The sequence below is a fragment of the Variovorax sp. V93 genome, assembly GCF_041154485.1.
Taxonomy (GTDB): Bacteria; Pseudomonadota; Gammaproteobacteria; order Burkholderiales; family Burkholderiaceae_C; genus Variovorax; species Variovorax beijingensis_A.
The window spans coordinates 4,891,553-4,912,783 of the sequence record NZ_AP028669.1; the positions used below are offsets into that span (position 1 = coordinate 4,891,553).

Annotated in this window: 23 protein-coding genes; 13 read left to right on the forward strand and 10 right to left on the reverse strand. The window is 68.2% G+C overall.

Annotation, left to right across the window (positions count from 1 at the left end):
* Positions 1 to 58 precede the first annotated feature (58 nt).
* On the forward strand, positions 59 to 721 hold the full coding sequence (locus ACAM54_RS23165; RefSeq protein WP_369649058.1) for a response regulator transcription factor: 663 nt from the start codon (positions 59 to 61) through the stop codon (positions 719 to 721).
* Complete coding sequence (locus ACAM54_RS23170) at positions 631 to 2,589, forward strand: ATP-binding protein (RefSeq protein WP_369649059.1); 1,959 nt, start codon at positions 631 to 633, stop codon at positions 2,587 to 2,589. Before ACAM54_RS23165 ends, ACAM54_RS23170 begins: the two co-directional genes overlap by 91 nt.
* An 18-nt stretch (positions 2,590 to 2,607) precedes the next feature.
* Here ACAM54_RS23170 and ACAM54_RS23175 read toward each other — a convergent pair whose 3' ends face one another.
* Positions 2,608 to 3,570, reverse strand: a complete 963-nt coding sequence (locus ACAM54_RS23175) for a LysR family transcriptional regulator (protein ID WP_192328317.1) — start codon at positions 3,568 to 3,570, stop codon at positions 2,608 to 2,610.
* 88 nt (positions 3,571 to 3,658) lie between these two features.
* Here ACAM54_RS23175 and ACAM54_RS23180 point away from each other — a divergent pair, with 88 nt between their 5' ends.
* Genes ACAM54_RS23180 through aroQ form a run of 6 tightly spaced genes read left to right on the forward strand, consistent with a single transcriptional unit; the run spans position 3,659 to position 7,965 of the window.
* Entirely contained in the window at positions 3,659 to 4,588 is a 930-nt protein-coding gene (locus tag ACAM54_RS23180; protein ID WP_369649060.1) for a ketopantoate reductase family protein, read from the forward strand.
* Positions 4,589 to 4,975, forward strand: coding sequence for a VOC family protein (locus ACAM54_RS23185; protein WP_369649061.1), 387 nt, complete (start codon positions 4,589 to 4,591; stop codon positions 4,973 to 4,975).
* Positions 4,976 to 5,000: 25 nt separating this feature from the next.
* Entirely contained in the window at positions 5,001 to 5,456 is a 456-nt protein-coding gene (locus ACAM54_RS23190; protein ID WP_145739749.1) for a MaoC family dehydratase, read from the forward strand.
* Entirely contained in the window at positions 5,453 to 6,676 is a 1,224-nt protein-coding gene (locus ACAM54_RS23195; RefSeq protein ID WP_369649062.1) for a CaiB/BaiF CoA transferase family protein, read from the forward strand. The genes ACAM54_RS23190 and ACAM54_RS23195 overlap by 4 nt, the downstream gene beginning before the upstream one ends.
* Positions 6,677 to 6,690: 14 nt before the next feature.
* Positions 6,691 to 7,512 carry a shikimate dehydrogenase gene (aroE, locus tag ACAM54_RS23200; RefSeq protein WP_369649063.1) on the forward strand — a complete coding sequence of 274 codons (822 nt, stop codon included), beginning with the start codon at positions 6,691 to 6,693 and terminating at the stop codon, positions 7,510 to 7,512.
* A gap of 15 nt (positions 7,513 to 7,527) precedes the next feature.
* A complete protein-coding gene (gene aroQ / locus ACAM54_RS23205; protein ID WP_369649064.1) occupies positions 7,528 to 7,965 on the forward strand; it encodes a type II 3-dehydroquinate dehydratase in 438 nt (145 codons plus the stop codon).
* Between the two features lie 8 nt (positions 7,966 to 7,973).
* On the opposite strand, the gene ACAM54_RS23210 is transcribed toward aroQ, so the two are convergent.
* The 8 genes from ACAM54_RS23210 to iolC all read right to left on the reverse strand — a co-directional run bounded on the left by ACAM54_RS23210 (position 7,974) and on the right by iolC (position 16,146).
* Positions 7,974 to 8,990, reverse strand: a complete 1,017-nt coding sequence (locus ACAM54_RS23210) for a Bug family tripartite tricarboxylate transporter substrate binding protein (RefSeq protein WP_369649065.1) — start codon at positions 8,988 to 8,990, stop codon at positions 7,974 to 7,976.
* Positions 8,991 to 9,028: 38 nt separating this feature from the next.
* Positions 9,029 to 9,670, reverse strand: coding sequence for an HAD family hydrolase (locus ACAM54_RS23215; protein WP_369649066.1), 642 nt, complete (start codon positions 9,668 to 9,670; stop codon positions 9,029 to 9,031).
* On the reverse strand, positions 9,667 to 10,476 hold the full coding sequence (locus tag ACAM54_RS23220; RefSeq protein ID WP_369649067.1) for an SDR family NAD(P)-dependent oxidoreductase: 810 nt from the start codon (positions 10,474 to 10,476) through the stop codon (positions 9,667 to 9,669). The genes ACAM54_RS23215 and ACAM54_RS23220 overlap by 4 nt, the downstream gene beginning before the upstream one ends.
* A 23-nt stretch (positions 10,477 to 10,499) precedes the next feature.
* Positions 10,500 to 11,258, reverse strand: coding sequence for an SDR family NAD(P)-dependent oxidoreductase (locus ACAM54_RS23225; RefSeq protein WP_369649068.1), 759 nt, complete (start codon positions 11,256 to 11,258; stop codon positions 10,500 to 10,502).
* Between the two features lie 4 nt (positions 11,259 to 11,262).
* A complete protein-coding gene (locus ACAM54_RS23230; protein ID WP_369649069.1) occupies positions 11,263 to 12,246 on the reverse strand; it encodes a tripartite tricarboxylate transporter substrate binding protein in 984 nt (327 codons plus the stop codon).
* A gap of 33 nt (positions 12,247 to 12,279) precedes the next feature.
* Positions 12,280 to 13,263 carry a Bug family tripartite tricarboxylate transporter substrate binding protein gene (locus ACAM54_RS23235; protein ID WP_369649070.1) on the reverse strand — a complete coding sequence of 328 codons (984 nt, stop codon included), beginning with the start codon at positions 13,261 to 13,263 and terminating at the stop codon, positions 12,280 to 12,282.
* Positions 13,264 to 13,384: 121 nt separating this feature from the next.
* The gene (gene iolB, locus ACAM54_RS23240) at positions 13,385 to 14,179 is read right to left on the reverse strand and encodes a 5-deoxy-glucuronate isomerase (protein WP_369649071.1); all 795 of its coding nucleotides are present in this window, start codon (positions 14,177 to 14,179) and stop codon (positions 13,385 to 13,387) included.
* Complete coding sequence (gene iolC / locus ACAM54_RS23245; RefSeq protein WP_369649072.1) at positions 14,176 to 16,146, reverse strand: 5-dehydro-2-deoxygluconokinase; 1,971 nt, start codon at positions 16,144 to 16,146, stop codon at positions 14,176 to 14,178. Before iolC ends, iolB begins: the two co-directional genes overlap by 4 nt.
* Before the next feature lie 121 nt (positions 16,147 to 16,267).
* Here iolC and ACAM54_RS23250 point away from each other — a divergent pair, with 121 nt between their 5' ends.
* From ACAM54_RS23250 to ACAM54_RS23270, 5 genes are all read left to right on the forward strand, one after another.
* Positions 16,268 to 17,167 (forward strand): MurR/RpiR family transcriptional regulator, encoded by a 900-nt coding sequence (locus ACAM54_RS23250; protein ID WP_369649073.1) that lies wholly within the window; start codon positions 16,268 to 16,270, stop codon positions 17,165 to 17,167.
* A 539-nt stretch (positions 17,168 to 17,706) separates the two neighbouring features.
* Positions 17,707 to 18,492, forward strand: coding sequence for a Bug family tripartite tricarboxylate transporter substrate binding protein (locus ACAM54_RS23255; RefSeq protein ID WP_369649074.1), 786 nt, complete (start codon positions 17,707 to 17,709; stop codon positions 18,490 to 18,492).
* A 6-nt stretch (positions 18,493 to 18,498) separates the two neighbouring features.
* Positions 18,499 to 18,834, forward strand: coding sequence for a chorismate mutase (locus tag ACAM54_RS23260; protein WP_369649075.1), 336 nt, complete (start codon positions 18,499 to 18,501; stop codon positions 18,832 to 18,834).
* Positions 18,831 to 19,433, forward strand: a complete 603-nt coding sequence (locus ACAM54_RS23265; protein ID WP_369649076.1) for a hypothetical protein — start codon at positions 18,831 to 18,833, stop codon at positions 19,431 to 19,433. Before ACAM54_RS23260 ends, ACAM54_RS23265 begins: the two co-directional genes overlap by 4 nt.
* Positions 19,434 to 19,577: 144 nt before the next feature.
* Positions 19,578 to 20,114 carry a helix-turn-helix domain-containing protein gene (locus tag ACAM54_RS23270; RefSeq protein WP_369651897.1) on the forward strand — a complete coding sequence of 179 codons (537 nt, stop codon included), beginning with the start codon at positions 19,578 to 19,580 and terminating at the stop codon, positions 20,112 to 20,114.
* A gap of 194 nt (positions 20,115 to 20,308) precedes the next feature.
* Here ACAM54_RS23270 and ACAM54_RS23275 read toward each other — a convergent pair whose 3' ends face one another.
* Positions 20,309 to 21,220 carry an AraC family transcriptional regulator gene (locus tag ACAM54_RS23275; RefSeq protein ID WP_309927645.1) on the reverse strand — a complete coding sequence of 304 codons (912 nt, stop codon included), beginning with the start codon at positions 21,218 to 21,220 and terminating at the stop codon, positions 20,309 to 20,311.
* Positions 21,221 to 21,231 lie beyond the last annotated feature (11 nt).

Consider the following 21,231-nt stretch of genomic DNA (forward strand, 5'->3'; position numbering starts at 1 on the left):
TTGTTGAGAGAATCCAGGCCCACCCTGCCGCCGGCATGGCCCGATGAAGGAAGAGCGCTTGTTGTTGAACGTCCTGATCGTCGATGACGACGAACCCGTGCGCCGGCGCCTGCAGCGCATCGTCTTGCAGGTGCACGGCCACGCGCTGTGCGAGCAAGTCGATTCGCTGGCGCAAGCGCGGGCGCAACTGGCCCTGCGGCGCTTCGATCTCGCGCTGGTCGACGTCGGCCTGCCCGACGGCAGCGGCATCGAGCTCGTGGAATGGATGCAGGCGCATGCGCCGCAGACCGAGACGGTGATCGTCTCCAGCCTCGGCGACGACGCGACCGTGCTGCGCGCCATCCGCGGCGGCGCGACCGGCTACCTGCTGAAGAACGGCGAGGACGTGGAGCTGGAGCTCTCGCTGCGCAGCATGCAGCGCGGCGGCGCTCCCATCGACCCCGTGATCGCGCGGCGCATCCTGCAACTGATGGCCGAGCCGCCGGCCGCGCAGGTGGTTAGGATGGCAGCCGCCCCAGCGGACGCGGGCCTGCTCAGCGAACGCGAGATCGAGGTGCTCGAACTGGTGGCGCAGGGGCAGAGCAACCGCGAGATCGCGCAAAGCCTGTACATCTCGGTCAACACCGTCGAATGCCACGCCAAGAACATCTATCGCAAGCTTGCGGTGCACTCGCGGGCCGCGGCCGTCCACAGCGCCCGAGGGCGTGGCCTGCTGCCCTGACCCGGCGCGGCCGCGTACTGCGGCAGCTGCTGGCGGCCCTGCTGTTCCTGTTCCTGCTTGCGGGCCTGGCGCCGGCCGCCGCGCTCGATGCGCCCGGCTTCGAAGGCATCGAGGCCGCGCGTGCCGACCCGGCGAGCCCCGACACGCCGCCGGCCGAGGGCTGGACCGCGGTGACGCTGCCCGACGCCTGGGCCGGGCGCTGGCCGGCGCACGACGGCGTGGTGTGGTACCGCCTGCGGTGGAACGAGCCCGCCACGGCCGGCGCGCCCGCGCCGCGGGGCCTCGCAATGGACTATCTCTCGATGGCCGGCGCCATCTACCTCAACGGCGCCCTGCTGGCGCGCGACCCGCAGCTCGAGGAGCCGCTGTCGCGCAGCTGGAACCATCCGCGCCATTGGCTGCTGAGCGCGCCGCTGCTGCGCCCCGGGCCCAACGAGCTGCTGGTGCGGGTCTCGGGCCTTGCGGCCTATGCGCCCGGCCTCGGTCCGGTGCTGGTGGACAGCCCGGCCGCGGCCGACGCCCACTACCGGCACGAGCGGCTGATCCGGGAGTCGCTGCACATGCTGAGCCTGGGCATCACCCTTGCCATGGGTGTGCTCTACGGCCTGTTCTGGCTGCTGCGGCGCAACGAGACCTTCTACGGCTGGTTCAGCCTGTTCTCGCTGCTGTGGGTGCCGGTGGGCTACAACTACGTCGCGCGGAGCACCTGGCCCTTCGGCAGCACCGACACCTACCAGGCCGTCAACATGTCCGCCCTGGTGCTGGGCACCGCCGCCTTCCTGATGTTTGCCCTGCGCTTCTGCGGCCTGCGGCGGCGCCGCGCCGTGCAGCTCATCGGCGGCGCCGTCGGCCTGACCACGGCCGCCCTGTGGCTCGCGCCGCACGCGCACGCGCTGCTGTCGCCGGTGCGCGGCGCCGCGGTGGTGGTGGCGCTGGCCACCTACACGCTCAGTGCCTGGATCATCTGCCGCCATGCGCTGGCCTCGCCGCGCAGGCGCGAGGTGCAGGCGCTGGCGCTGTGCACCCTGCTGCCGCTGGCCGCCGGCACGCACGACGTGCTCGTGTTCCACGGCGTGCTCGCCACCAACCTCTACTACACGCCCTGGTCCTCCAGCGCGATGCTGGTGGGCATCTCCTTCGTGCTGACCTGGCGCTTCGTGGTCGGTATGCGCCTGGTCGAACATTTCAACGACGAGCTGCGGCACCACGTGGAGGACGCCACCCGGCGCCTGTCCTCGATGCTGCACCGCGAGCACGCCACCGAACTGCAGAACACGCGCCTGGCCGAACGCATGAACCTCGTGCGCGACCTGCACGACGGCCTGGGCATGACGCTCAGCGGCCACATCGCCTCGCTCGAGAACCGCAGCGCGGCCGGCCACGACACCGCGCTGTGGGCCCTCAAGGAAGTGCGCGACGACCTGCGCCTGATCATCGAAAGCTCGTCACTCGACGACACCGACCGGCTGTCCGAACGGATCGCGCCATTGCGCCACCGCACGACGCGCGTGCTGGAGGCGGCCGGCATCGAATGCACCTGGGCATTGCAGGGCCTCGACCAGTGCCGCCTCGACGACCGGCGCGGGCTCGACTTTCTCCGGCTGCTGCAGGAAGCGCTGGCCAACGTGCTCAAGCACAGCCGCGCCTCGAAGGTGCGCATCGGCATCGAGGCGGCCGACGGACAGCTTTCGCTCTCGGTGGCGGACGACGGCAGCGGATTCACCGCCGGCCGCGACGCGCACGGCGGCATGGGCCTTCGCAACATGGAAGCGCGCGCACGCCGGCTGAACGGCACGCTGGACATCCGGCCGACGCCCGATGGCACCACCGTGGCGCTGCGCTTTCCGGTCGAGTTGCCCGCCGGGTGATGGCTGCGCGGCAGGGAGTCAGGGCACGCGATTGCGCTTCGGCGTCGGCTTGGCAGCCCTCTTCGCAAACAAGTCTTCGCACAGTCCCCGAAGCCAGCGGTTGGCTGGGTCCTGGTGGTAGCGCGCATGCCAGTGCTGCTTGACGGTGAAAGGCGGGACCGGCACCGGGCAATCGAACACCTTGAGCTCGCCGGTGCGCGCCAGCGTCTCGCCGATGTGGCGCGGCACGGTGGCAATCAGGTCCGTCGTCGACACGATGGCGGCCAGGCCCAGGAAGCCCGGAAGTTCCAGCAGGATGCGGCGTGCCACGCGTTGCCGCAGCAAGGCCGCCTCCAGCAGCTGAACACCCGTGCCGCCGACGATGCCGACGTGCGCCTCCGCCTTGTAGTCGCGCAGGCTGAAGCCCTTGCCGCCGATGCGCGGATGGCGCGCGTTGACCAGGCACACCCAATCCTGCGGGTAAAGCACCTGCTGATAGAAGCCTGACTCCAGCCAGGGCACCAATCCGATGGCCAGGTCCGCCTGCCCGGATTGCAGCGCCTGCGCGCTCTGCTCGTCGATGCGTGCCGCTTCCAATCTCACCCCCGGCGCCACGGCACGCACGTGCGCCAGCAACTGGGGCAGCAGCGTGATGTGGCTGGCGTCCGTCATGCAGATGCGAAAACGCCGCGTGGCACTGGAGGGGTCGAAGGCCTGCGCAGGCGCAGCCAGACGCCGCAGCGAAGCCAGCGCTTCGCGCGCCGGCACGATCAGTTCCTCCGCACGCGGCGTGGCCTGCATGCCGGCGGCCGTGCGCACGAACAGCTCGTCCCCCAACTGCCTGCGCAGGCGCCCGAGCCAGTTGCTCACCGTCGGCTGGCTCTGGCCGAGTTGCTCGGCGGCGCGCGTCACGCTGTTCGTGCTGTAGAGCAAGTCGAAGAGCCGCAGCAGCTTGACGCTGAGCAGCGCTGTGCCGTCATCGGTGTCGTCGTCGAGGTTCATTTCAAAACGGAATGTAGATCATTTCAACCATGTCATGGACGGAATGTTGGTCGAAACCTATCGTTCACCCATTCCAACGGAGACACGCATGAAGATCTACTTTCTCGGCGCCGGTGCACTGGGGTGTGCCATTGGCGGAACGCTCGCCGCCGCAGGGTCCGACGTCACGCTGATCGACCCTTTCGAGGCGCACGTCGACGCCATCAGGCGCGATGGCCTTCGCATGAAGGACGGCGACACGGAGCGCGTCGTCAAGGTTCGCGCAACGCTGGACAGCAGCGGCCTCGAACCCGCCGATCTGGTGATCGTGCTGGTCAAGTCCTTCCATACGCGTTCGGCCATCGAAGGCGCCAAGGGCATCGTCGGACCCGGCACGGCCGTCATGTCGCTGCAGAACGGCATGGGCCACGAAGAGATCCTGTCCGAGGTGGTGGGCCGCGAGCATGTGCTGGCCGGCAAGACCTATGTCGGCGGCGTGCTGCTCGGCCCCGGCCACATCATTGCCGGCACGCGAGGCAAGCGCACGGTGATCGGCGAGCTCGACGGCGCCATCAGCGAACGCGCCAACGCGATCGCCGCCGAGTTCGAGCGCGCCGATCTGCCCTGCGAGGTCAGCGGCAACATCATGGGCGTGATGTGGGACAAGCTCCTCATCAACGTATCCACGGGCGCGTTGAGCGCCATCACGGGGCAGGTCTACGGCAGCCTTTACGCGGTGCCGGAGATCGAAGCCACGGCCATCGCGGCCGTCGCCGAGGCCATGGCGGTGGCCAAGGCCGGCGGCGTGAGCCTGTCGATCAAGGAGCCGCGCGACGCCTGGCTGATGGCCGCCGAAGGCCTGCCGTACGAATTCAAGACCTCGATGCTGCAGAGCCTGGAGAAAGGGTCGATCACCGAGATCGACTTCATCAACGGCTCGGTGGTGCGCAATGGCCAGAAGCACAACGTGCCGACGCCGGTCAACCAGACGCTGGTCGCCGCGATCAAGGGCATCGAGCGCCGCATGGAGGCGAAATAGATGAGCGCCGCACCCAAAGCCTATGTCGAGCATGTCGCGATCTGGGTGAAGGACATCCACTGGCACATCAAGTTCTTCCACGACGTGTGCGGCATGACCATGCGCGAAGTGCAGGGCACGGCGGAGGACCCCATCCAGTACTGGACGCTGGGCGGCATGCAGTTCATGGCCAAGCCTGACTTTGCAGGCCCCGAGGGCCGCCTCGGCCACCTTGGCGTGATGTGCGAAGACCTCGAAGCCGCGCTCGCCGCGGCGCGCGCCTTCGGCGTCACCGAAATGCCGCAGGGCCGCAACTGGCTGCGCCTGCCTGACGGCCTCGCCGTCGAATTCATCCAGGCCAGCGCCGGTGCGGTCGCCCAGGCCCTGGCCGTCAATCCCCGCGCCTGAACAACCCATTCCACAGAGACACACCATGACCACCATCGAAGACAAGTACTGGGACGACGCCGTCGTCGGCGAGGAGTGCATCAGCCCGCCTTACGAAGTGACCGAAGCCCGTGTGATGGCCTACGCGGACCTCACCGGCGACCACACGCCCGTGCACACCGACGAGGCCTATGCGCGCACCACGCCCTTCGGCACGCGCGTCGCGCACGGCCTGTTCGGCCTGTCGGTCGCCGACGGCCTCAAGACGAAGAGCGACATGCGCTTCATGCCCGGCATGTCGCTCGGCTGGGAATGGAGCTTCGTCGGGCCGATCAAGCTGGGCGATACGGTGCGCGTGAAGTTCCACGTCGGCGCCAAGCGCGAATCGAAGAGCCGTCCGGGCTGGGGCATCCTGGTGCTGCCATCGGAGCTGATCAACCAGCGCGACGAAGTGGTGCAGAAGGGCGAGCACCGCGTGATGGTGCCGCGGAGGCCGTCATGAGCGCGCAGCAAGCCCTGCCGCTGGCCGGCATCCGCGTGGTCGACTACAGCCACTTCCTGGCCGGCCCGTACGTCGGCCGCTGCCTGGGGGCACTGGGGGCCGAAGTCATCAAGGTCGAGCGGCCCGGCACCGGCGACGCCGGCCGCCAGCACGCCTGGTTCGTTGGCGACCACAGCGGCTACTTCCTGCAGCAGAACATGGGCAAGAAAGGGCTCTGCGTCAACACCAAGGACCCGCGCGGCAACGAGCTGATGCAGAAGCTGGTGGACAGCGCCGACGTGTTCGTCGAGAACTACCGCCCCGGCGCGCTGAAGAAGCTGGGCCTGGGCTACGAGGAACTGGCAACGCGCAATCCCGGCCTGGTGTATTGCTCGATCTCGGCCTACGGCCACACCGGTCCCGATGCGCACCGCGCCGGCTTCGGCCTGATCGCCGAGGCCAAGAGCGGCATCATGCAGATGGTCGGCAATCCCGGCGAGGCGCCGCCGCTGCTGCGCATCTCGCTCGGCGACATGTACACCGGCATCCACGCGGTGGCCGCGATCAATGCCGCGCTGCTCGGCCGCGTGAAGTCGGGCCGCGGCCAGCACATCGACATGGCGCTGTACGACACGCTGGTGTCGATGCACGAGTACGCGGTGCAGTGCTACACCCTTTCGGGCGGCAAGGAAGTGCCGGTGCAGACCGGCCACGACATGCCCAACTCCACGCTCTACGGCGTGTTCCGTGCGCAGGACGGCGACCTCGTGATTGCGGCGCAGGTCGACGACGCCTGGAAGCGCTTTGCCGCGCTGGTGGCGCAGACCGGCGGGCCGGCCGGCTTCGGCGACGCCACGCGTTATCACACCTCGGCCGGGCGCAACGCGAACCGGCTGGAGATCCTGCCGGTCGTCCGGGCCTGGGTGGAAGCTCGCCCCGTGGCCGAGGTGCTGAAGATGCTCGACGCCATCGACGTGCCCTGCGCCAAGGTCCAGCGCATCGACGAAGTGCTGGCCGACCCGCAGATCCAGGCGCGCGGCATGGTGGTCGAACAGGACCATCCGGCGCTGGGAAAGATCCGCCTGCCCAACCTGCCCTTCCGCTTCTCGGACTGCGACACCACGCAGACGCAGGTGGCGCCCGACCTGGGCGAGCACAACGCCGAGGTCGCCGCCAGCCTGGGCTTCAGCGACGCGCAGATCGCCACCATGCAGGCCGATGGCGTGCTCTACAGCAAGTAAAGGAGACGAACCTCATGACCGACCGCTACGCCGTCATCGGCAATCCCATCGGGCACACCAAGTCGCCCATGATCCACGGCAGCTTCGCGCAGGCGACCAACCAGGACATCGACTACAGCGCCATCGAAGGCCCGCTCGACGGATTTTCCGGTGCCGTGCTTGCGTTTCGAGATGCCGGCGGCCGCGGCATGAACATCACCGCGCCGTTCAAGCTGCAGGCCTTCGAGCTCGCGACCGACAAGCTCGAGCGGGCCGAGCTGGCCGGTGCCACCAACGCGCTGAAGTTCGAGGGCGACCGCATCCATGCGGACAACTTCGACGGGGTCGGCCTGGTCAACGACATCACGCGCAACCTCGGCGTTGCGATGAAGGGCGCGCGCGTGCTGTTGCTTGGCGCCGGGGGCGCCGCGCGCGGTGCGCTGCTGCCGTTCCTGGCACAGCAGCCGGCCGAACTCGTCGTGGCCAACCGCACGCTGGCGACCGCCAAGACGCTGGCCGACAGCTTCGCATCGCATGGCCGCGTGATGGTGTCGGGCTACGAGGACCTTGCCCGGCAGCGCTTCGACATCGTCGTCAACGCGACCTCCGCGAGCTTGAAGGCAGAGCTGCCGCCGGTGCCCGCCGAAGTGCTGGAAGGCGCGAAGCTGGCCTACGAACTCGTCTACGGCAAAGGCCTCACGCCGTTCCTGCGCCTGGCCCGGAACGCAGGCGTGCCGCAGCTGGCCGACGGCGTCGGCATGCTGGTCGAGCAGGCGGCCGAGGCCTTCGCGTGGTGGCGCGGCGTACGTCCCGACACGCGCGCCCTCATCGAGCGCATGACCATCCCGCTGGTCTGAAGAAGAGGAGACACCATGAAGGTCCTCATGCTGCACGGCATCAACCACAACATGTTCGGCAAGCGCGATCCGGTGCAGTACGGCACCGTCACGCTGGCCGAGATCGATGCGCAACTCCAGGCGCTCGGCCGCGAACTCGGCGCCGAGGTCGAGAGCTTCCAGACCAACAGCGAGGCCGCGATGTGCGAGCGCATCCACCAAGGCTTCACCGACGGCGTGGATGCCGTGCTGATCAACGCAGGCGCGTGGACGCACTACAGCTACGGCATCCGCGATGCCTTGGCGATCCTGACGGTGCCAGTGATCGAACTGCACATGTCGAACATCCATGCACGCGAAACCTTCCGCCACCACTCGGTGTTTGCGGAAATTGTCAGGGGCCAGATCTGCGGGTTTGGCATCGACAGCTATTTGCTCGCGCTGCGCGCCGCCGTGTCGGCTGCGCGCCGGTAATCTTGCGCTCACTCAGCGCGAATGTCGTTCGCCTTCACGATGTCGCCCCACAGCTTGAAGTAGTGGCGCGTCATCTGCGCCAGCTGCTCCGGCGTGCCGCCGCCGGGTTCATCGCCGCGCTCGATGATGCCCTTCTGGATGCCCGCGTCCTTCAGCGCGGTGTTCATCGCGCCGTTGGTCTTCTTCACGATGTCGGCGTTGAGGCCGGGCGGGCCGTACAGGCCGATGAAGGAGATCACCTCGAAATCCTTGAGCCCGCTCTCCGTGGCCGTGGGCACGTCGGGGAAGGCCGGCACGCGCTTGGCACCGGTCACCATCAGCGGCCGCAGTTGGCCCGACTTGATGAACGGCGCAATCACCGAGGCGGCATCGAGCATCGCGACCACGCGGCCGGCGATCAGGTCGGTCATGGCCGGGCCGCTGCCCTTGTAGGGCACGTGGTTCATCCGGGGCTTGCCGATGCGCTCGCGGAACAGTTCCATCGTCGCGTGCGTCAGGCTGCCGGGGCCGGCCGATGCGTAGTCGATGCCGTTCTTTTCCTTGTCCTGCACCTTGACCCACTCGACGAACTCCTTGAGGTTCTTCGCCGGCACGCTGTTGGGCACGGCCAGGACGAGCGAGGACTGCAGCAGCAGGCCGATGGGCGTGAGCTTGAGCGGGTCCGCCATCGCCGTGTTGCGGTAGGTGTGCGGGTTGAGCGTGATGTTGCCGTTGCCCACCAGCAGGCGGTAGCCGTCGGGCGCCGCCTTCATCACATTGTCGGTGCCGATGTTGCCGCCGGCGCCGGCCTTGTTGTCGATCACCACGCCCTGGCCCAGCACCGCCTGCATGCCGGCCGTGACCATGCGGCCGGCGAAGTCGGTCTGGCCGCCGGGCGGGTAGCCCACCACCAGCGTGACCGGCTTGCTGGGCCACGCGCCCTGCGCGAAGCTCAGCGGGCTGGCAATGGCCGCGGCGGCCGCCAAGCCGTGCTGCAGGACGGTGCGGCGCGTGGCGCGCGCGTTGGCATTGGATGTGTGACGCATGGGTTGTCTCCTCGTCGGGTGGGTGGGATTCTGGTTGCTCAGTGTCGCACCGCCAGATGGGCCGACAGGTCCGCCAGGCTGGCGATGCGCTGCACGGCGGGCGGCAGGTCGGGCGGCTGCTCGCCGAGCGCGAACACGCGCATGCCGGCGGCCAGGCCAGCGGCGATGCCGGAGGCGCTGTCTTCCACCACGGCGCAATCGGCCGGCGCGAAACCCATCTGCTGCGCGGCATGCACGAACAGATCCGGGTCCGGCTTCCAGGCACCGATCTCGTAGGCGCTGTAGACCGCGCCCTCGAACCACGGCAGCAGGCCCGTGAGGCCCAGCACCAGCTCGATCTTGTGGCGCGGGCCGTTGGAGGCCACGCAGAACGGCAGCTTCAGGCCGCGCACCAGTTCCATCGCTCCGGCAATGGGCTGCAGGTGCGCATGGAACAGGTCAGCCATGCGCGCGCGCACGCAGGTCTCGAAGTCGGCAGGCAGCGGCGCGCTGCAGCGCTCGGCCACGAGAGCCATCTGGCGCGACATCGGTGCGCCGCGGTGCGCGTCGAGCACGGCGCGTGCCGTCGGCGGCAAGCCATGCAGCGCGCCCTCGGCCAGCATGGCCTCGACCAGCCAGGGCTCGCTATCGACCAGCGTGCCGTCGCAATCGAAGATCAGCGCGCGGATCGAAGAATTCATTGTTGTGGATTCTGCTTCAGGTCGTAGAGGATGGCAGCACTCGTGAGACCGCCATCGACCACCAGGTCATGCCCGTTCACGAAGCGCGCGTCGTCGCTCGCCAGGAACGCGATGGCATCGGCCACCTCGTCGGCCTGGCCGTAGCGGGCCATGGGCGTGGCCTGCACGATGGCCTGGCGGATCGCCGGGCCGTGCAGCACGGCGGTCTGCGCGGTCTCGATCGGGCCGGGCGAGACCGAGTTGACCGTGATGCCATAGGGCGCCAGGTCGATCGCGCAAGACTTGGCCAGCGCCAGCACGCCGCCCTTGGACGCGCAATAGGCCACGCGTCCCGACCAGACCTGCTGCCCCGAGATCGAGGCAATCATGACGATGCGGCCCTGGCGCCGCTCGACCATGCGGCGCGCCACGGCCTGGGTACACAGGTAGGTGCCGGTCAGGTTGATGGCCAGCACGCGGTTCCAGGCCTGGGGCGGGTTGTCCAGCACCGTGCCCTGGAAGCTCACGCCGGCGCTGTTGACCAGCACGTCGATCGCGCCATGCGCCTGCCAGGCCGCGGCCACGGCCGCCTCGACCTGGGCGGCGTCGGTCACGTCCAGCTCGTGGTGGGTGACGCGGCCCGGCGGCTGCGCCAGTTCGTCGGCGACGCGGCGCAACTGCTCGGCGTTGACGTCGGCCAGCGCCACGTTGGCGCCCTCGCACAGCAGGCGGCGCGCGCTGGCAAGCCCGAGCCCGCTGGCGCCGCCGGTGATGAATGCGGTCTTGCCGCTGAACCGGCCCGCAGGGCCGGGAAGGGAATCGCTCATGTTTCGCTCCAGTGCACAGGGTTTCAGTCCATCAGCAGGCCGCCGTTCATGTCCAGGATCTCGCCCGTGATGAAACCCGACAGCGGCGACGCCAAGAAGCGCACGGCATGCGCGAACTCCTCGGGCTCGCACCAGCGGCCCACGGGTATCTGGCGCAGCAGCTCGGCCTGCTGCTGCGCGGACAGCTGCTGCGTCACCATCGGCGTGCGCACATAGGCGGGTGCGATCGCGTTGCATGTCACGCCGTGGCCGGCCAGTTCGCGCGCCAGCGAGAAGGTCAGCGCCCCCATGGCGCCCTTGGAAACCGAATAGGCCGTGCCGGCCGTCAGCCCGCCGGTCTTGGCGGCCAGCGAGCCGGTGTTGACGATGCGCCCCCAGCGCCGCGCCTTCATGGCGGGCACCACGGCCTGGCTCCAGAAGAACGCACCGTCGAGGTTGACGGCCAGCACCTGGCGCCATTCCTCGACCGCCGTGGCCTCGATCTTCTGGTTGGTCAGCACGCCGGCGTTGTTGACGAGGATGTCGACCTCGCCCAAGCGCTCGCGCACGGCCGCATGCGTGGCCGCGACCGCGGCCGGGTCGGCGATGTCGCACACGAAGCCCGCCGCGCGCGCGCCGAGTGCGGCCTCCAGTTCGCGTAGCGGCGTCTCGGCCCGGTCGATCATGGCGACCCGGCAGCCGTCGTCGAGCAGGGCCTGCACGGTCGCGCGGCCCATGGTGCCGGCCGCGCCGGTGACCAGCGCGACCTTGTCCTGCAGCGAGAGAGAAGATGTCGATTGCATGAAGTCAGATCTTGAGGTTGAGCTTGTTGATCAGCGCGCGGTACATGGCGTTGTCCTGCGCCATCACGGCGCGGAACTCCGGTTGGTCCAGATAGCCTTCCCGCAGATTGAGCTTGTGCATGGTTTCCTTCAGCGCCGGCTCCTGCATGGACTTGGCGAAAGCCTGGCGCAGCACGGTGACGACCTCCGGCGGCGTGTTCCTGGGCGCCGCCAGGCCGCGCCAGCCCGTGACCTGCACGTCGATGCCGCGCTCCTTCAGTGTCGGCACCTGCTCCCAGCCGGAGCCGATGCGCTGCGCGCCCATCACGGCCAGCGGCCGCACCTTGCCGTCGGCCACGAAGGCCGCCATGTCCGGCGGCGTGAGCGACAGCGCCTCCACGTGGCCGCCCGTCAGGTCCAGCAGCGCCGGGCCGGCGCCACGGTAGGGCACGTGGGTGAAAGGCACGCCGGTCTTGTCGGCCAGCATCACCGCGGCCAGGTGGCCCAGCGAGCCGGGGCCGGCGTTGCCGACCTTCAAGCCTTCCGCGCCGGCCTTCCTGCTGGCCGACAGCAGCTCCTCGATGCTGCGGATGGGCGAATCGTGGCGCACGGCGATGGTCGCCGGATCGGCATTGAGCCGGGCGATCGGCGTCACGTCGTCGGAGGTGAAGCGCACCGCACCCATGTGCGGAATGATGGTGATCTCCACCGTGATGATGCCGATCTTGTAGCCGTCGGGCCGCGCGTTCACGAGCTCCGCCCAGCCCACGCCGCCGCTGGCGCCGGCCTTGTTGATGATGATCAGGCTCTGCGGCAGGTACTTGCGCGAGGCCTCGGCCAACGTGCGGGCCAGCGCATCGGTGCCGCCGCCCGGCGGGAAGGGCACGATGAATTCGATCGGCTTGTTCGGATAGCCGCCCGGCTGTGCGGCAGCGGGCAGCAAGGCCCCGCCTCCGAGCGCCGCGAGGGCGCCCATGGCATGGCGGCGGGTGAATGGCAAAGTGGTCATGAAAAAGTCTCCCTGAAAAATGTGCGCCATCGATCAATCGAGCCGGATGTTGGCGGCCTTGACCACGCCGGACCACAGCTTCTGCTCGCTGCGCACGAAATCGGCGAACTGCTGCGGCGCCATCGGCATCGGCTGGATGCCGATCTCTTCGAGCTTGGCGCGCGTCTCCGGCTGCTTGAGCGCAGCCACCAGCTCCTTGTTGAGCCGCTCCAGCACCGGCGCCGGCAGCCCGGCCGGGCCGACGAGGCCCTGCCATGCGTAGGCTTCGTAGCCCGGCACGCCGGCCTCGGCCATCGTGGGCACGTCCGGCAGGATGGCCAGGCGCTGCGGCGTGGCCACGGCCAGTACGCGGAGCTTGCCGGCCTTGATCATCGACAGGCTGGGCGGCAGGTCCACGAACATCGAATTCACCTGGCCGGCCATCAGGTCCTGCAGCGCGGGGGCCGAGCCCTTGTAGGCCACGTGCAGGATGTCGGTCTTGGTCTGCTGCTTGAACAGCTCGAGCGCCACGTGCAGCGGCGAGCCCGGGCCCGACGAAGCCGACGACACGGAGCCCGGCGACTTGCGCACCAGCGCCAGGAACTCCTGCACGTTCTTTGCCGGGAATGCGGGGTGCACGGCCAGCACCAGCGGCATCCGGCCCAGGCCGCCGATGAAGCTGAAGTCCTTCTCGGCGTTGTAGCTCAGGCTCGCATACATCGCCGGGTTGAAGGCCAGCGTGCCCGAGTCGACCGTGCCCACCGTGTAGCCGTCCGGCGCCGAGCGGGCAATGAAGGTGGCGCCGATGATGCTGGCCGCGCCCGGCTTGTTGTCGGCAATGACGGGCTGGCCGAGCGCCTGCCCCATGCGCTGCGCGAGCTGGCGCGCGATCACGTCGGTGGTGCCGCCCGGCGCGTAGGGCACGACCCATTTCAGCGGCTGGTGCGGGTAGGCGGCCGGCTGCGCCTGCGCGGCGCCGAGGTTGAGGCCGGCCAGCAGCGTGGCCGCGAGGAGGCGGAAGGTGGTTCGCTTGGTCATGGTGTCTTGTCTCCAGGGTTTTGGATCTGTCTTCTTTGTTGCCTGTCACGCGCGGCAGCGAGCGACGGCCACGCTGGGCCGCGTCATTCGTCTCGCGTGAGTGGGTGGATGCTGGCCGCCGCTAACGCGGCGCGAGCATCCATTCGTGCGCCGGGTCGTTGCGGAAGGCCCAGTGCCGTTGCGGGCCGGCCATCGTGTTGAGGTAGTACAGGTCGTAGCCGTGCGGTGCCACGCAGGGGTGGTAGCCGCGCGGCACCAGCACGGTGTCGCGGTGCTCCACAGCCATGGTTTCATCGAGGCTGCGGTCGTCGGTGTAGACGCGTTGAAACGCGAAGCCCTGCGCCGGGTTGAGCTGGTGGTAGTAGGTTTCTTCCAGCACCGTCTCGCCATCGCCCGCGGTGTCGTGCTTGTGCGGCGGGTAGCTCGACGCGTGGCCGGCTGGCGTGACGACCTCCACCACCAGCAGGCCTTCGGCCGGCTCGGTCTGCGGCAGGATGTCGCACACGTGGCGGGTGTTGCTGCCCTGCCCTCGCACGCAGCGCGTCATCTGCGCGGGCTCGATCACACGCTCCGGGTGCAGCCCCTTGGCCGGCGCGGAACTCAGCGCCACCTCGGCCGCGCCGCGCGCCACGATGCGCACCTCGCGCCCCGGCGGCACGTAGACCGCCGTGGGAGAACGATCCTCGAACACCGAGCCTCGGCTGCCGAGCGCGCTGTAGCGCCGCGCATTCACCGTCACGTCGACCTGGCCGGTGAGCACCGTGATGCACAGCTCGCGCGCGCCGGTGGCCAGCACCTCTTCCTCGCCGGCCGCCAGGCGCAGCGCCTTGAAGCCGACGTGCGTCCATCCCGCCGAAGCGGGCGTCACCTCCGCGATCACGCGCCCTGCCGGCGCGGCCTTGACCAGCAAGCTCATTGCAGCGCCTCCTCGCCCACCGGTGCGGCGACGCGGCTGGCGCGCCAGCCCTCGACCAAGCGCAGGAAGTTCGCAGCCACCCGGGCCTTGAAGCCGGCGTCGTCGATCTCGCCGCGCAGCCAGGCCTGGCTCGGGTCGCACCACACAGAGCGGCCGACCATGAAGCCCTTGACCAGCGGCACGCGCGCCTGCGCGAAGCCCGCCACCAGTTCCTCCAGCGGCTGCGACAGCCCAAGGATCACGGCACCGCGGCAGTACGGGTCGCGCTCCCGCACCAGCGCGTCGAGTGCCTCCCATTGATGGGCCGACAGCGTGCCGACCTTCCACCATTCGGGCCGGAGGCCCAGGTCGTAGAAATGGCGGATGGCCTGCACCACCGCCTCGCCCGTGTCGCCGGGCGCCAGCGTGTCGCGCGGCGGGATCACTTCCAGCAGCAGTTCATGGCCGCTGGCGCGCGTGGCCTCGGCCACCTGCAGCAGCCATTCGTCCTGCTCGGTGCGCAGCGCGGCGGCGTCGTCAGGGTGATAGAAGACCAGGCACTTCACCACCTGCTCGCGCGGCCAGTGCCTGAGCTGCGAGCCCAGCGAGCGCATGCCGTCGAAACGCAGGGGGCGCGAGCCCGGCTGCTCGATCGGCCGGCCCAGCCACCAGCCGCGGCCGGTGGCGGCGTGCAGCGCGGATTCGCCCAGATCGGGGCGGCCGTCGACCAGCACGCCGAGCCGGCCGCGATAGCCGGGCTCGTCATGCTCGATGCCGGCCACCACTTCGTTCAGCAGGTGCTTGAGCCGCGCCAGCCGCGCCGGCTCGGCACCGGTCTCGCGCGCCATGTCTTCGAACTGCGAGCGATGGTCGTAGGCCAGCACATAGAGTTCGGGCCATTCCTTGCGCCGAACGCTCGCGCGGTGCAGGTGGGCCAGCTGCGGGTCATGGTCCGGGCGCGGATGGCGGTGGCCGGAGAACCAGTGCGCCAGTTCGGCCGGCGTCGGCATCGCGGGCGCGCAGCCGTGGCGCGAAACGACGATGGCACCGCAGGCGTTGGCGATGGCGGCGGACTCGCGCCAGTCCTTGCCGCGCAGCTGCCCGCTCATCAGGCCGGAGGCAAAGGCATCGCCCGCGCCCAGCACGTTCAGCACCTCGATGCGCTCGCCCAGCACGGTGAGTGCGTCGTCGATGCGCGCCGGCACCGCGCCGTCGACGATGCTGCAGCCCAGCGCGCCGCGCTTGACCACGAACACCGCCTGCGTGCATTCGCGGGCGCGGCGCAGACAGGCCATCAGGTCGCCCTCGACGCCGCCGGCAATCATCCATTCTTCCTCCGTGCCGATGATCAACTCGAACTGACCGAGCTGTTCCTGCAGGTGCCGGCTCACCGCCTGGCTGCCGACGTAGCGCGTCTCGCCGTCGCCCCGGCCCGTGAGGCCCCACAGCACCGGGCGGTAGTCGATGTCCAGCACCCGCACGGCGCCGTGGCGGCCCGCCAGTTCCAGCGCGCGCCGGCTGGCGGCCAGCACCGTGGGCGTGCTCAGGTGGGTGCCGGTGATCAGCAGGCTGCGGCAGCCGGCGATGAAGTCTTCATCGATGGCGGCGGCGTCCAGCGCCATGTCGGCGCAGTTCTCGCGGGCGAACAGCAGCGGGAATGTGTCCTGGTCCTTGATGCCCAGCAGCACCATGCCGGTCAGGCGCTGCGGGTCGACCTGGACCTGGCTCACGTCGCAGCCCTCGCGCCGCAGCGTGTCGAGCAGGAAGCGGCCGTTCTGCTCATCGCCCACGCGTGAGACCATGGCCGAGGCCAGGCCCAGGCGCGCGGTACCGAAGGCGATGTTGGCCGAAGAGCCGCCCAGATACTTGGAGAAGCTGGTCGCGTCCTCCAGGCTGCAGCCGATCTGGTCGGCGTACAGGTCGACCGCCAGGCGCCCGAGGCAGGCGATGTCGACCGGGCGGCCCGTGGGAAAGGAAAGGTTGCGCATGAAGCGTTGTCTCCGTGGTGGCGCCGGCGGCGGGTTCAGAATGCCCCGCGCGGCCGGTATGCGTGGTTCGTTTGTCCGATGCGGCCGATCTTAGCGAAAATAGAAAAATATTTCTAGATCAATGAAAAATAGAATTTCTACTCCGCCCGCGGTGCCACCAGCCATCGCTGCCGGCCCGTACGCCAGCGCCGAAGACTTTCTGCAGGCGGTGCGCGCCGGCTTCGAAGGCCTGAGCCGCCAGCTCAAGCTGATCGCGCGCTACGTGGAAACCAGCCGCGACCGGCTGGCGCTGGACGGCGTGCAGGAAACCGCCAGCGAGTGCGGCGTGCAGCCTTCGGCCGTGGTGCGCTTTGCCAAGCACTTCGGCTTCTCCGGCTTCTCGGAGATGCAGGCGCTGTTCCGCGCTGGCGCGGCCCAGCGGCTGGCGCCGCATCGCGACTACCAGGAGCGCATCCGCTCGCTGGTGGGCGGTGCCGGCGCTGCGCCGATCACCCCCGCGCGCATCGCGCACGAGGTGATCGGCGGCAGCATCGAGAGCCTGCAGGCGCTGCAGGCCGGCCTGCCCGACGAGCGCTTCGACGCAGCGGTGGAACTGATGCTCGACGCCCCCGCCCTGTGGCTCGCGGCCTCGCGCCGCGCGTTCCCAGTCGGCGCCTACCTGGCCTACGCGCTGCAGCACACGGCCAAGCCCGTGCATTGGCTGCACGGCCTCGGCCACATGCAGCAGGGCGAGCTGCGCGCGCTGGCGCCGGGCGACGTGCTGGTCGCCATCTCGTTCGAGCCCTACGCGCAGGAAACGCTGGACGTGGTGGAGTTGGCGCTCGCGCAGGGCGCGCGGCTGCTGGCCATCACCGACAGCCAGCTCAGCCCGCTGGCCGGGCGCGCCAGCGCGGTGCTGCTGGCGCAGGACGGCGCCACCTTCGGTTTTCGTTCGCTCACGAGCACGCTTTGTTTGGCGCAGTCGCTGTTCTTGGGGTTGGCTTATCGGATGGAGTTGGCTTATGAGCGCAGGGGTACGTGATTGGAGATGATTCGCAGGGCATTGGTCAATGTGCACATCGCAAGCCGTCCTTAGCCCCCGGCGAGCTCGGGCGCGCCACAACTGCCGCATGCGAATTCAGCAGTCAAGGCTCATCGCATTGGCCAGCTCTCAAGCAGAAGTTGCACGTCAGAAAAACTTCGCACTCCCGACGACGAAGTGCAGAGCACCGCAGCAGTTTGGAAGCAGAGTCTCAGACTGACGGACGCTCTTTTTGCGCGACATGCAAGCGTTGAAGTGGAAGGGGTATCGCTGAATGATTCACCACTCTTACCACTCCGGAACAGCACGCAATGGCTCTCATGTTCTCGCCCCTCCGATGCAGACGCTTTCTTTGGCCGATGGCGGCCTGGCTCGCATTCACAGCGGCTGCGGCAACGGCGCAACCCACCGCCAAGCCCCACGCAAGTGCATGGCCCTCCCAGCCCGTACGGCTGCTCGTCGGCTTCCCTCCCGGCTCGTCGCCTGATCTCGTGGCGCGTGCGCTTGCCGAGCCTTTGTCCAAAGCTCTCGGCCAGCCCGTGATCGTCGACAACCGCCCCGGCGCGAGCGGCAACATCGCTGCGACGCTCGTCGCGCAAGCGGTCGACAACCACACGCTGGGCGTCATGATTAACGGCAACATGACTATCGCCAAGTTGCTGAACCCAGCGACGCACTACGATCCTCTCAAGGATCTGAAGCCTGTGAGCCTGGTCTGCACCGCTGCGCTGCTGCTCGCAGCGCCCGCCGCGGCACCTGGCGGCAACGTCCAGGAGTTTCTCCAGGCGGCCCGTGCCGCAGGCACGAAATGGAGCTATGGGTCGCCCGGCGTCGGCACGGTCGGACATCTCGCGATGGAACTGCTCAAGAGCAAGGCGAACATCGCCCCGGTGCACGTGCCCTACCCTTCCTACCAGCGCGTCGTCGCGGCAATGATCGCTGGCGAGATACAGCTCTCGATGGTGCAACTGGGCGCCGCCGCACCCCAGGTTGCGGCAGGCAAACTCAAGCCAATCGGCGTGACTTCAGCGACGCGAAGCCCGTTGGCGCCCGAGTACCCCAGTCTTGCGGAGGCGGGACTTCCCGGCTTCGAATTGGAGGTCTGGACTGCCGTTGCTGCTCCGGCTTCGATGGACCCGGAAATCACGGCAAAGCTGTCTTCGTTGATCAGCACCATCGCGCGTTCGGAAGAAGTGCGCCGCCAGCTCGCGCAACTCGGCTACAACGGTGTCGGCATCGATGCCGATGGATTGGCGCGCCGAGTCAAGGCAGACTATGACCAGCTGAGCCGCATCATCGCCGCGCAAGGCATCCGACACGAATAGAGTGTCATGAACACCAACAGCACATCAGTTCAATCCGCCTCGGCATCTCATCCGAACGAGGTCCTTGAGGCCCTTCGCTGCGATCTGGACGCCATCGATGCCCGCCTCCTTGAGACGATCCACGCCCGGCTCCAATGCTGCCAACGCATTGGCCACCACAAGAAGCAGCATGGCGTGCCGATGATGCAGCCGCATCGAATCGGCGTGGTCCAGCGCCGGGCCGCCGAGTTCGCAGCCAGCCGTGGGGTCAGCGGTTCGTTCCTGAAGGAACTCTACGATCTCATCATCGCGGAGACCTGCAGGCTCGAAGACCAGATCATCGGAAGCGCGGCATCGCAATGATCAGGTTTGCCACGCTCGGCCCTTCCGGCAGCAATCACCAGTTTGTCGTGGAGCGCTACCTCGCCTTCCATGGCCTCGGTGATTGCGCCACGATCAGCCTGCATTCCGACTTTTCCGCGGGCGTTGCCAGCGTCCTGGATGGGGGGGCCGACTTCCTGGTTCAGTGCGCCGTCCATCCTTCGACGCCAGGCACGGTGGCGCGGTACTTCGACGGCCTTTACGTGGTGGACACCTTCATCTCGCCTAGCCGGGAACTCGCGATCGTCCGCAACCGTGCCAAGCCGCAGTCCCGATCCATTGCCGCGATGCAGCCGACCCTCGGCTACACGGATTTGTCGAAGTGGCAGGAGATCATTCCAGCGGATACGGTGGCCGCAGTCGAGCTGGGGCTCCTTGAGGGCCGCTACGACGCCGGCCTGACCTATGCGTCGCTGGCCGATGATCATCCGGACCGGTTCTGCGTCAGCGAACACATCGGGAGTGTCGACGACGCATGGATCGCCTACGGCCGCCAGAGAGTCTCGGGCGGCGGCCTCGTGGCATGCTCATCCAGTCCCGCGAGGGCGATATTCCGACTCATGAGCGGAGCATCTGCCTAAGGACCTGCCCGCACCATGAAGAAGAGGCAACCCGCATCCCCTTTTCCGACTGCCCGCAAGGCAGTCGTGCGCCTTGCGCCAGTGGCAAGCAAAAAAAAGTCCTCGCCGAAACGAAGCCCGACCTCGGCCAAGGTCGGCCTGCAGATTCGTGCGCTGCGCCTGGCGGCGGATCTCTCGGCCGGCGCCTTGGCGAGTACCGCCGGCGTCTCCCGGTCCATGCTGTCTCGCATCGAAAGCGGCCTGGTTTCGCCGTCGATCGAAGTTCTCGACCGCATCGCAGTGGGACTGGACGTGCCCTTGTCGCGCTTCTTCGGTGATCAGGTGGACCGGACGGACTGCTCCTTTGTGCCGGCCGGCAAAGGCGTGATCGTGGAACGGGTGGGCGCGGTGGCCGGCTATCGCTACGAACTGCTCGGGCACCTGCTGTCGGGCAACGCGTTCGTGGAGCCTTACCTCATCACGCTGTCCGAGGACGCCCAGCCCTATTCGACCTTTCAGCATCCGGGCATCAAGTTCATCCACATCGTCTCAGGCCGCGTGAAGTACAGGTACGGCAGCCGAACCATGGAACTCAAGCCCGGCGACTCCTTGCTGTTCGAGGCCAGGGCTCTGCACGGCGTGGAGTTGATCCACGAAAGGCCGGTGAGCTACATGTCGATTGTTTTCACGCTGCGTGAATAGCCTTCCGGCTGCCGCGGCGCGCCACGAGTGGCCGCACCGCAGACAAGCTACCGACTCGGTCTCCGACCATCCTGCGCACGAATCCGCTGGCCCCGGTCGACGCCCACCTGGTGGATGCTGACCAATTCGCAGCGCCGCCAGAAACCCACGCCCCCAGCGCCGCGGAGATGTCACAGCCCCAGATCCGGCCTCGGCTAGAGATTGCGGCGCCAAGCTGCAGGCGTCGTCCCTTCCATTCGGCCGAAAGTACGCGTCAAGTGGCTCTGGTCGCTGAAGCCACTTGCAACCGCCACGTCCGAAATCGACATCGAGCCCGACTGCAGCAGGTTCTTCGCGCGGTCCATGCGTTGTGCCAGGACCCACTGATGCGGTGACACGCCGGTTGTCTGCTTGAAGGCCTTCATGAAATAGCTTCGCGACAGCCCGCATTCGCGCGCCAGTGCTTCCACCGAAACGTCGAACTCCAGGTTCTCGCGAAGGAAGTCCGTGACGCGCCGCTCCTGCCAAGGGGCAAGGCCCTTGGCCCTCAGCGCGACAGGCGAGCCTTCAAGCCGATAGCGCGACAAGAGATGTGCATGAAACGCGAGCGTCAGATGCTCGATGAACAATCTGGACGCCGCCTGGCGCCGGGCCAGCGCCGGGACGAGCACCCGGCCAAGCCGATGCATCACCTCATCGATACCGCTTTGGTCGGGAGGGCAGTACAGACGTTGCCGCCCCTTCATGCCGGTCTCGTCCGCGAGCTGGTCAATGGCGTTTTGAGAGACGTGGAACTGAAGGCAGTCGAATGGCTCGCGCATTTCCGCAAACCACAACCTGTCCAGGTCATAGATGGAAAGCGTCCCAGGTGCCAAGGCATTGTGCGTGACCGGCTTGCCGTCGACCCACAAGTGTTCCACTCGATAGGCACTGAGTCGAAGGACGACCAGATACGCTTCGTGGGGGTCGTAGGCCTCGGTGCGGCCCGTGCGCTGGCGGCCGCACTTCACGCGCGAAACGCCGATGGCCGAGTGCTGAAGTCCAACGTCGACAACGGTGCTTTCGCCCAGCGCGTCGTTGGCGCGCATGTGGCTTGAAAAATCCCAATCCGGGTCGAGTTGTCCCACGCTCGATGACT

Coding starts and splice junctions, on each gene's coding strand:
- aroE (WP_369649063.1), top strand. CDS start 6,691: ATGACCGACCGCTACGCCGTCATCGGCAATCCCATCGGGCACACCAAG.
- ACAM54_RS23185 (WP_369649061.1), top strand. CDS start 4,589: ATGAGCGCCGCACCCAAAGCCTATGTCGAGCATGTCGCGATCTGGGTG.
- ACAM54_RS23180 (WP_369649060.1), top strand. CDS start 3,659: ATGAAGATCTACTTTCTCGGCGCCGGTGCACTGGGGTGTGCCATTGGC.
- ACAM54_RS23250 (WP_369649073.1), top strand. CDS start 16,268: ATGAAAAATAGAATTTCTACTCCGCCCGCGGTGCCACCAGCCATCGCT.
- ACAM54_RS23195 (WP_369649062.1), top strand. CDS start 5,453: ATGAGCGCGCAGCAAGCCCTGCCGCTGGCCGGCATCCGCGTGGTCGAC.
- ACAM54_RS23260 (WP_369649075.1), top strand. CDS start 18,499: ATGAACACCAACAGCACATCAGTTCAATCCGCCTCGGCATCTCATCCG.
- iolB (WP_369649071.1), bottom strand. CDS start 14,179: ATGAGCTTGCTGGTCAAGGCCGCGCCGGCAGGGCGCGTGATCGCGGAG.
- iolC (WP_369649072.1), bottom strand. CDS start 16,146: ATGCGCAACCTTTCCTTTCCCACGGGCCGCCCGGTCGACATCGCCTGC.
- ACAM54_RS23225 (WP_369649068.1), bottom strand. CDS start 11,258: ATGCAATCGACATCTTCTCTCTCGCTGCAGGACAAGGTCGCGCTGGTC.
- ACAM54_RS23190 (WP_145739749.1), top strand. CDS start 5,001: ATGACCACCATCGAAGACAAGTACTGGGACGACGCCGTCGTCGGCGAG.
- ACAM54_RS23220 (WP_369649067.1), bottom strand. CDS start 10,476: ATGAGCGATTCCCTTCCCGGCCCTGCGGGCCGGTTCAGCGGCAAGACC.
- ACAM54_RS23265 (WP_369649076.1), top strand. CDS start 18,831: ATGATCAGGTTTGCCACGCTCGGCCCTTCCGGCAGCAATCACCAGTTT.
- ACAM54_RS23230 (WP_369649069.1), bottom strand. CDS start 12,246: ATGACCACTTTGCCATTCACCCGCCGCCATGCCATGGGCGCCCTCGCG.
- ACAM54_RS23235 (WP_369649070.1), bottom strand. CDS start 13,263: ATGACCAAGCGAACCACCTTCCGCCTCCTCGCGGCCACGCTGCTGGCC.
- ACAM54_RS23215 (WP_369649066.1), bottom strand. CDS start 9,670: ATGAATTCTTCGATCCGCGCGCTGATCTTCGATTGCGACGGCACGCTG.
- ACAM54_RS23210 (WP_369649065.1), bottom strand. CDS start 8,990: ATGCGTCACACATCCAATGCCAACGCGCGCGCCACGCGCCGCACCGTC.
- ACAM54_RS23170 (WP_369649059.1), top strand. CDS start 631: ATGCCACGCCAAGAACATCTATCGCAAGCTTGCGGTGCACTCGCGGGC.
- ACAM54_RS23175 (WP_192328317.1), bottom strand. CDS start 3,570: ATGAACCTCGACGACGACACCGATGACGGCACAGCGCTGCTCAGCGTC.
- aroQ (WP_369649064.1), top strand. CDS start 7,528: ATGAAGGTCCTCATGCTGCACGGCATCAACCACAACATGTTCGGCAAG.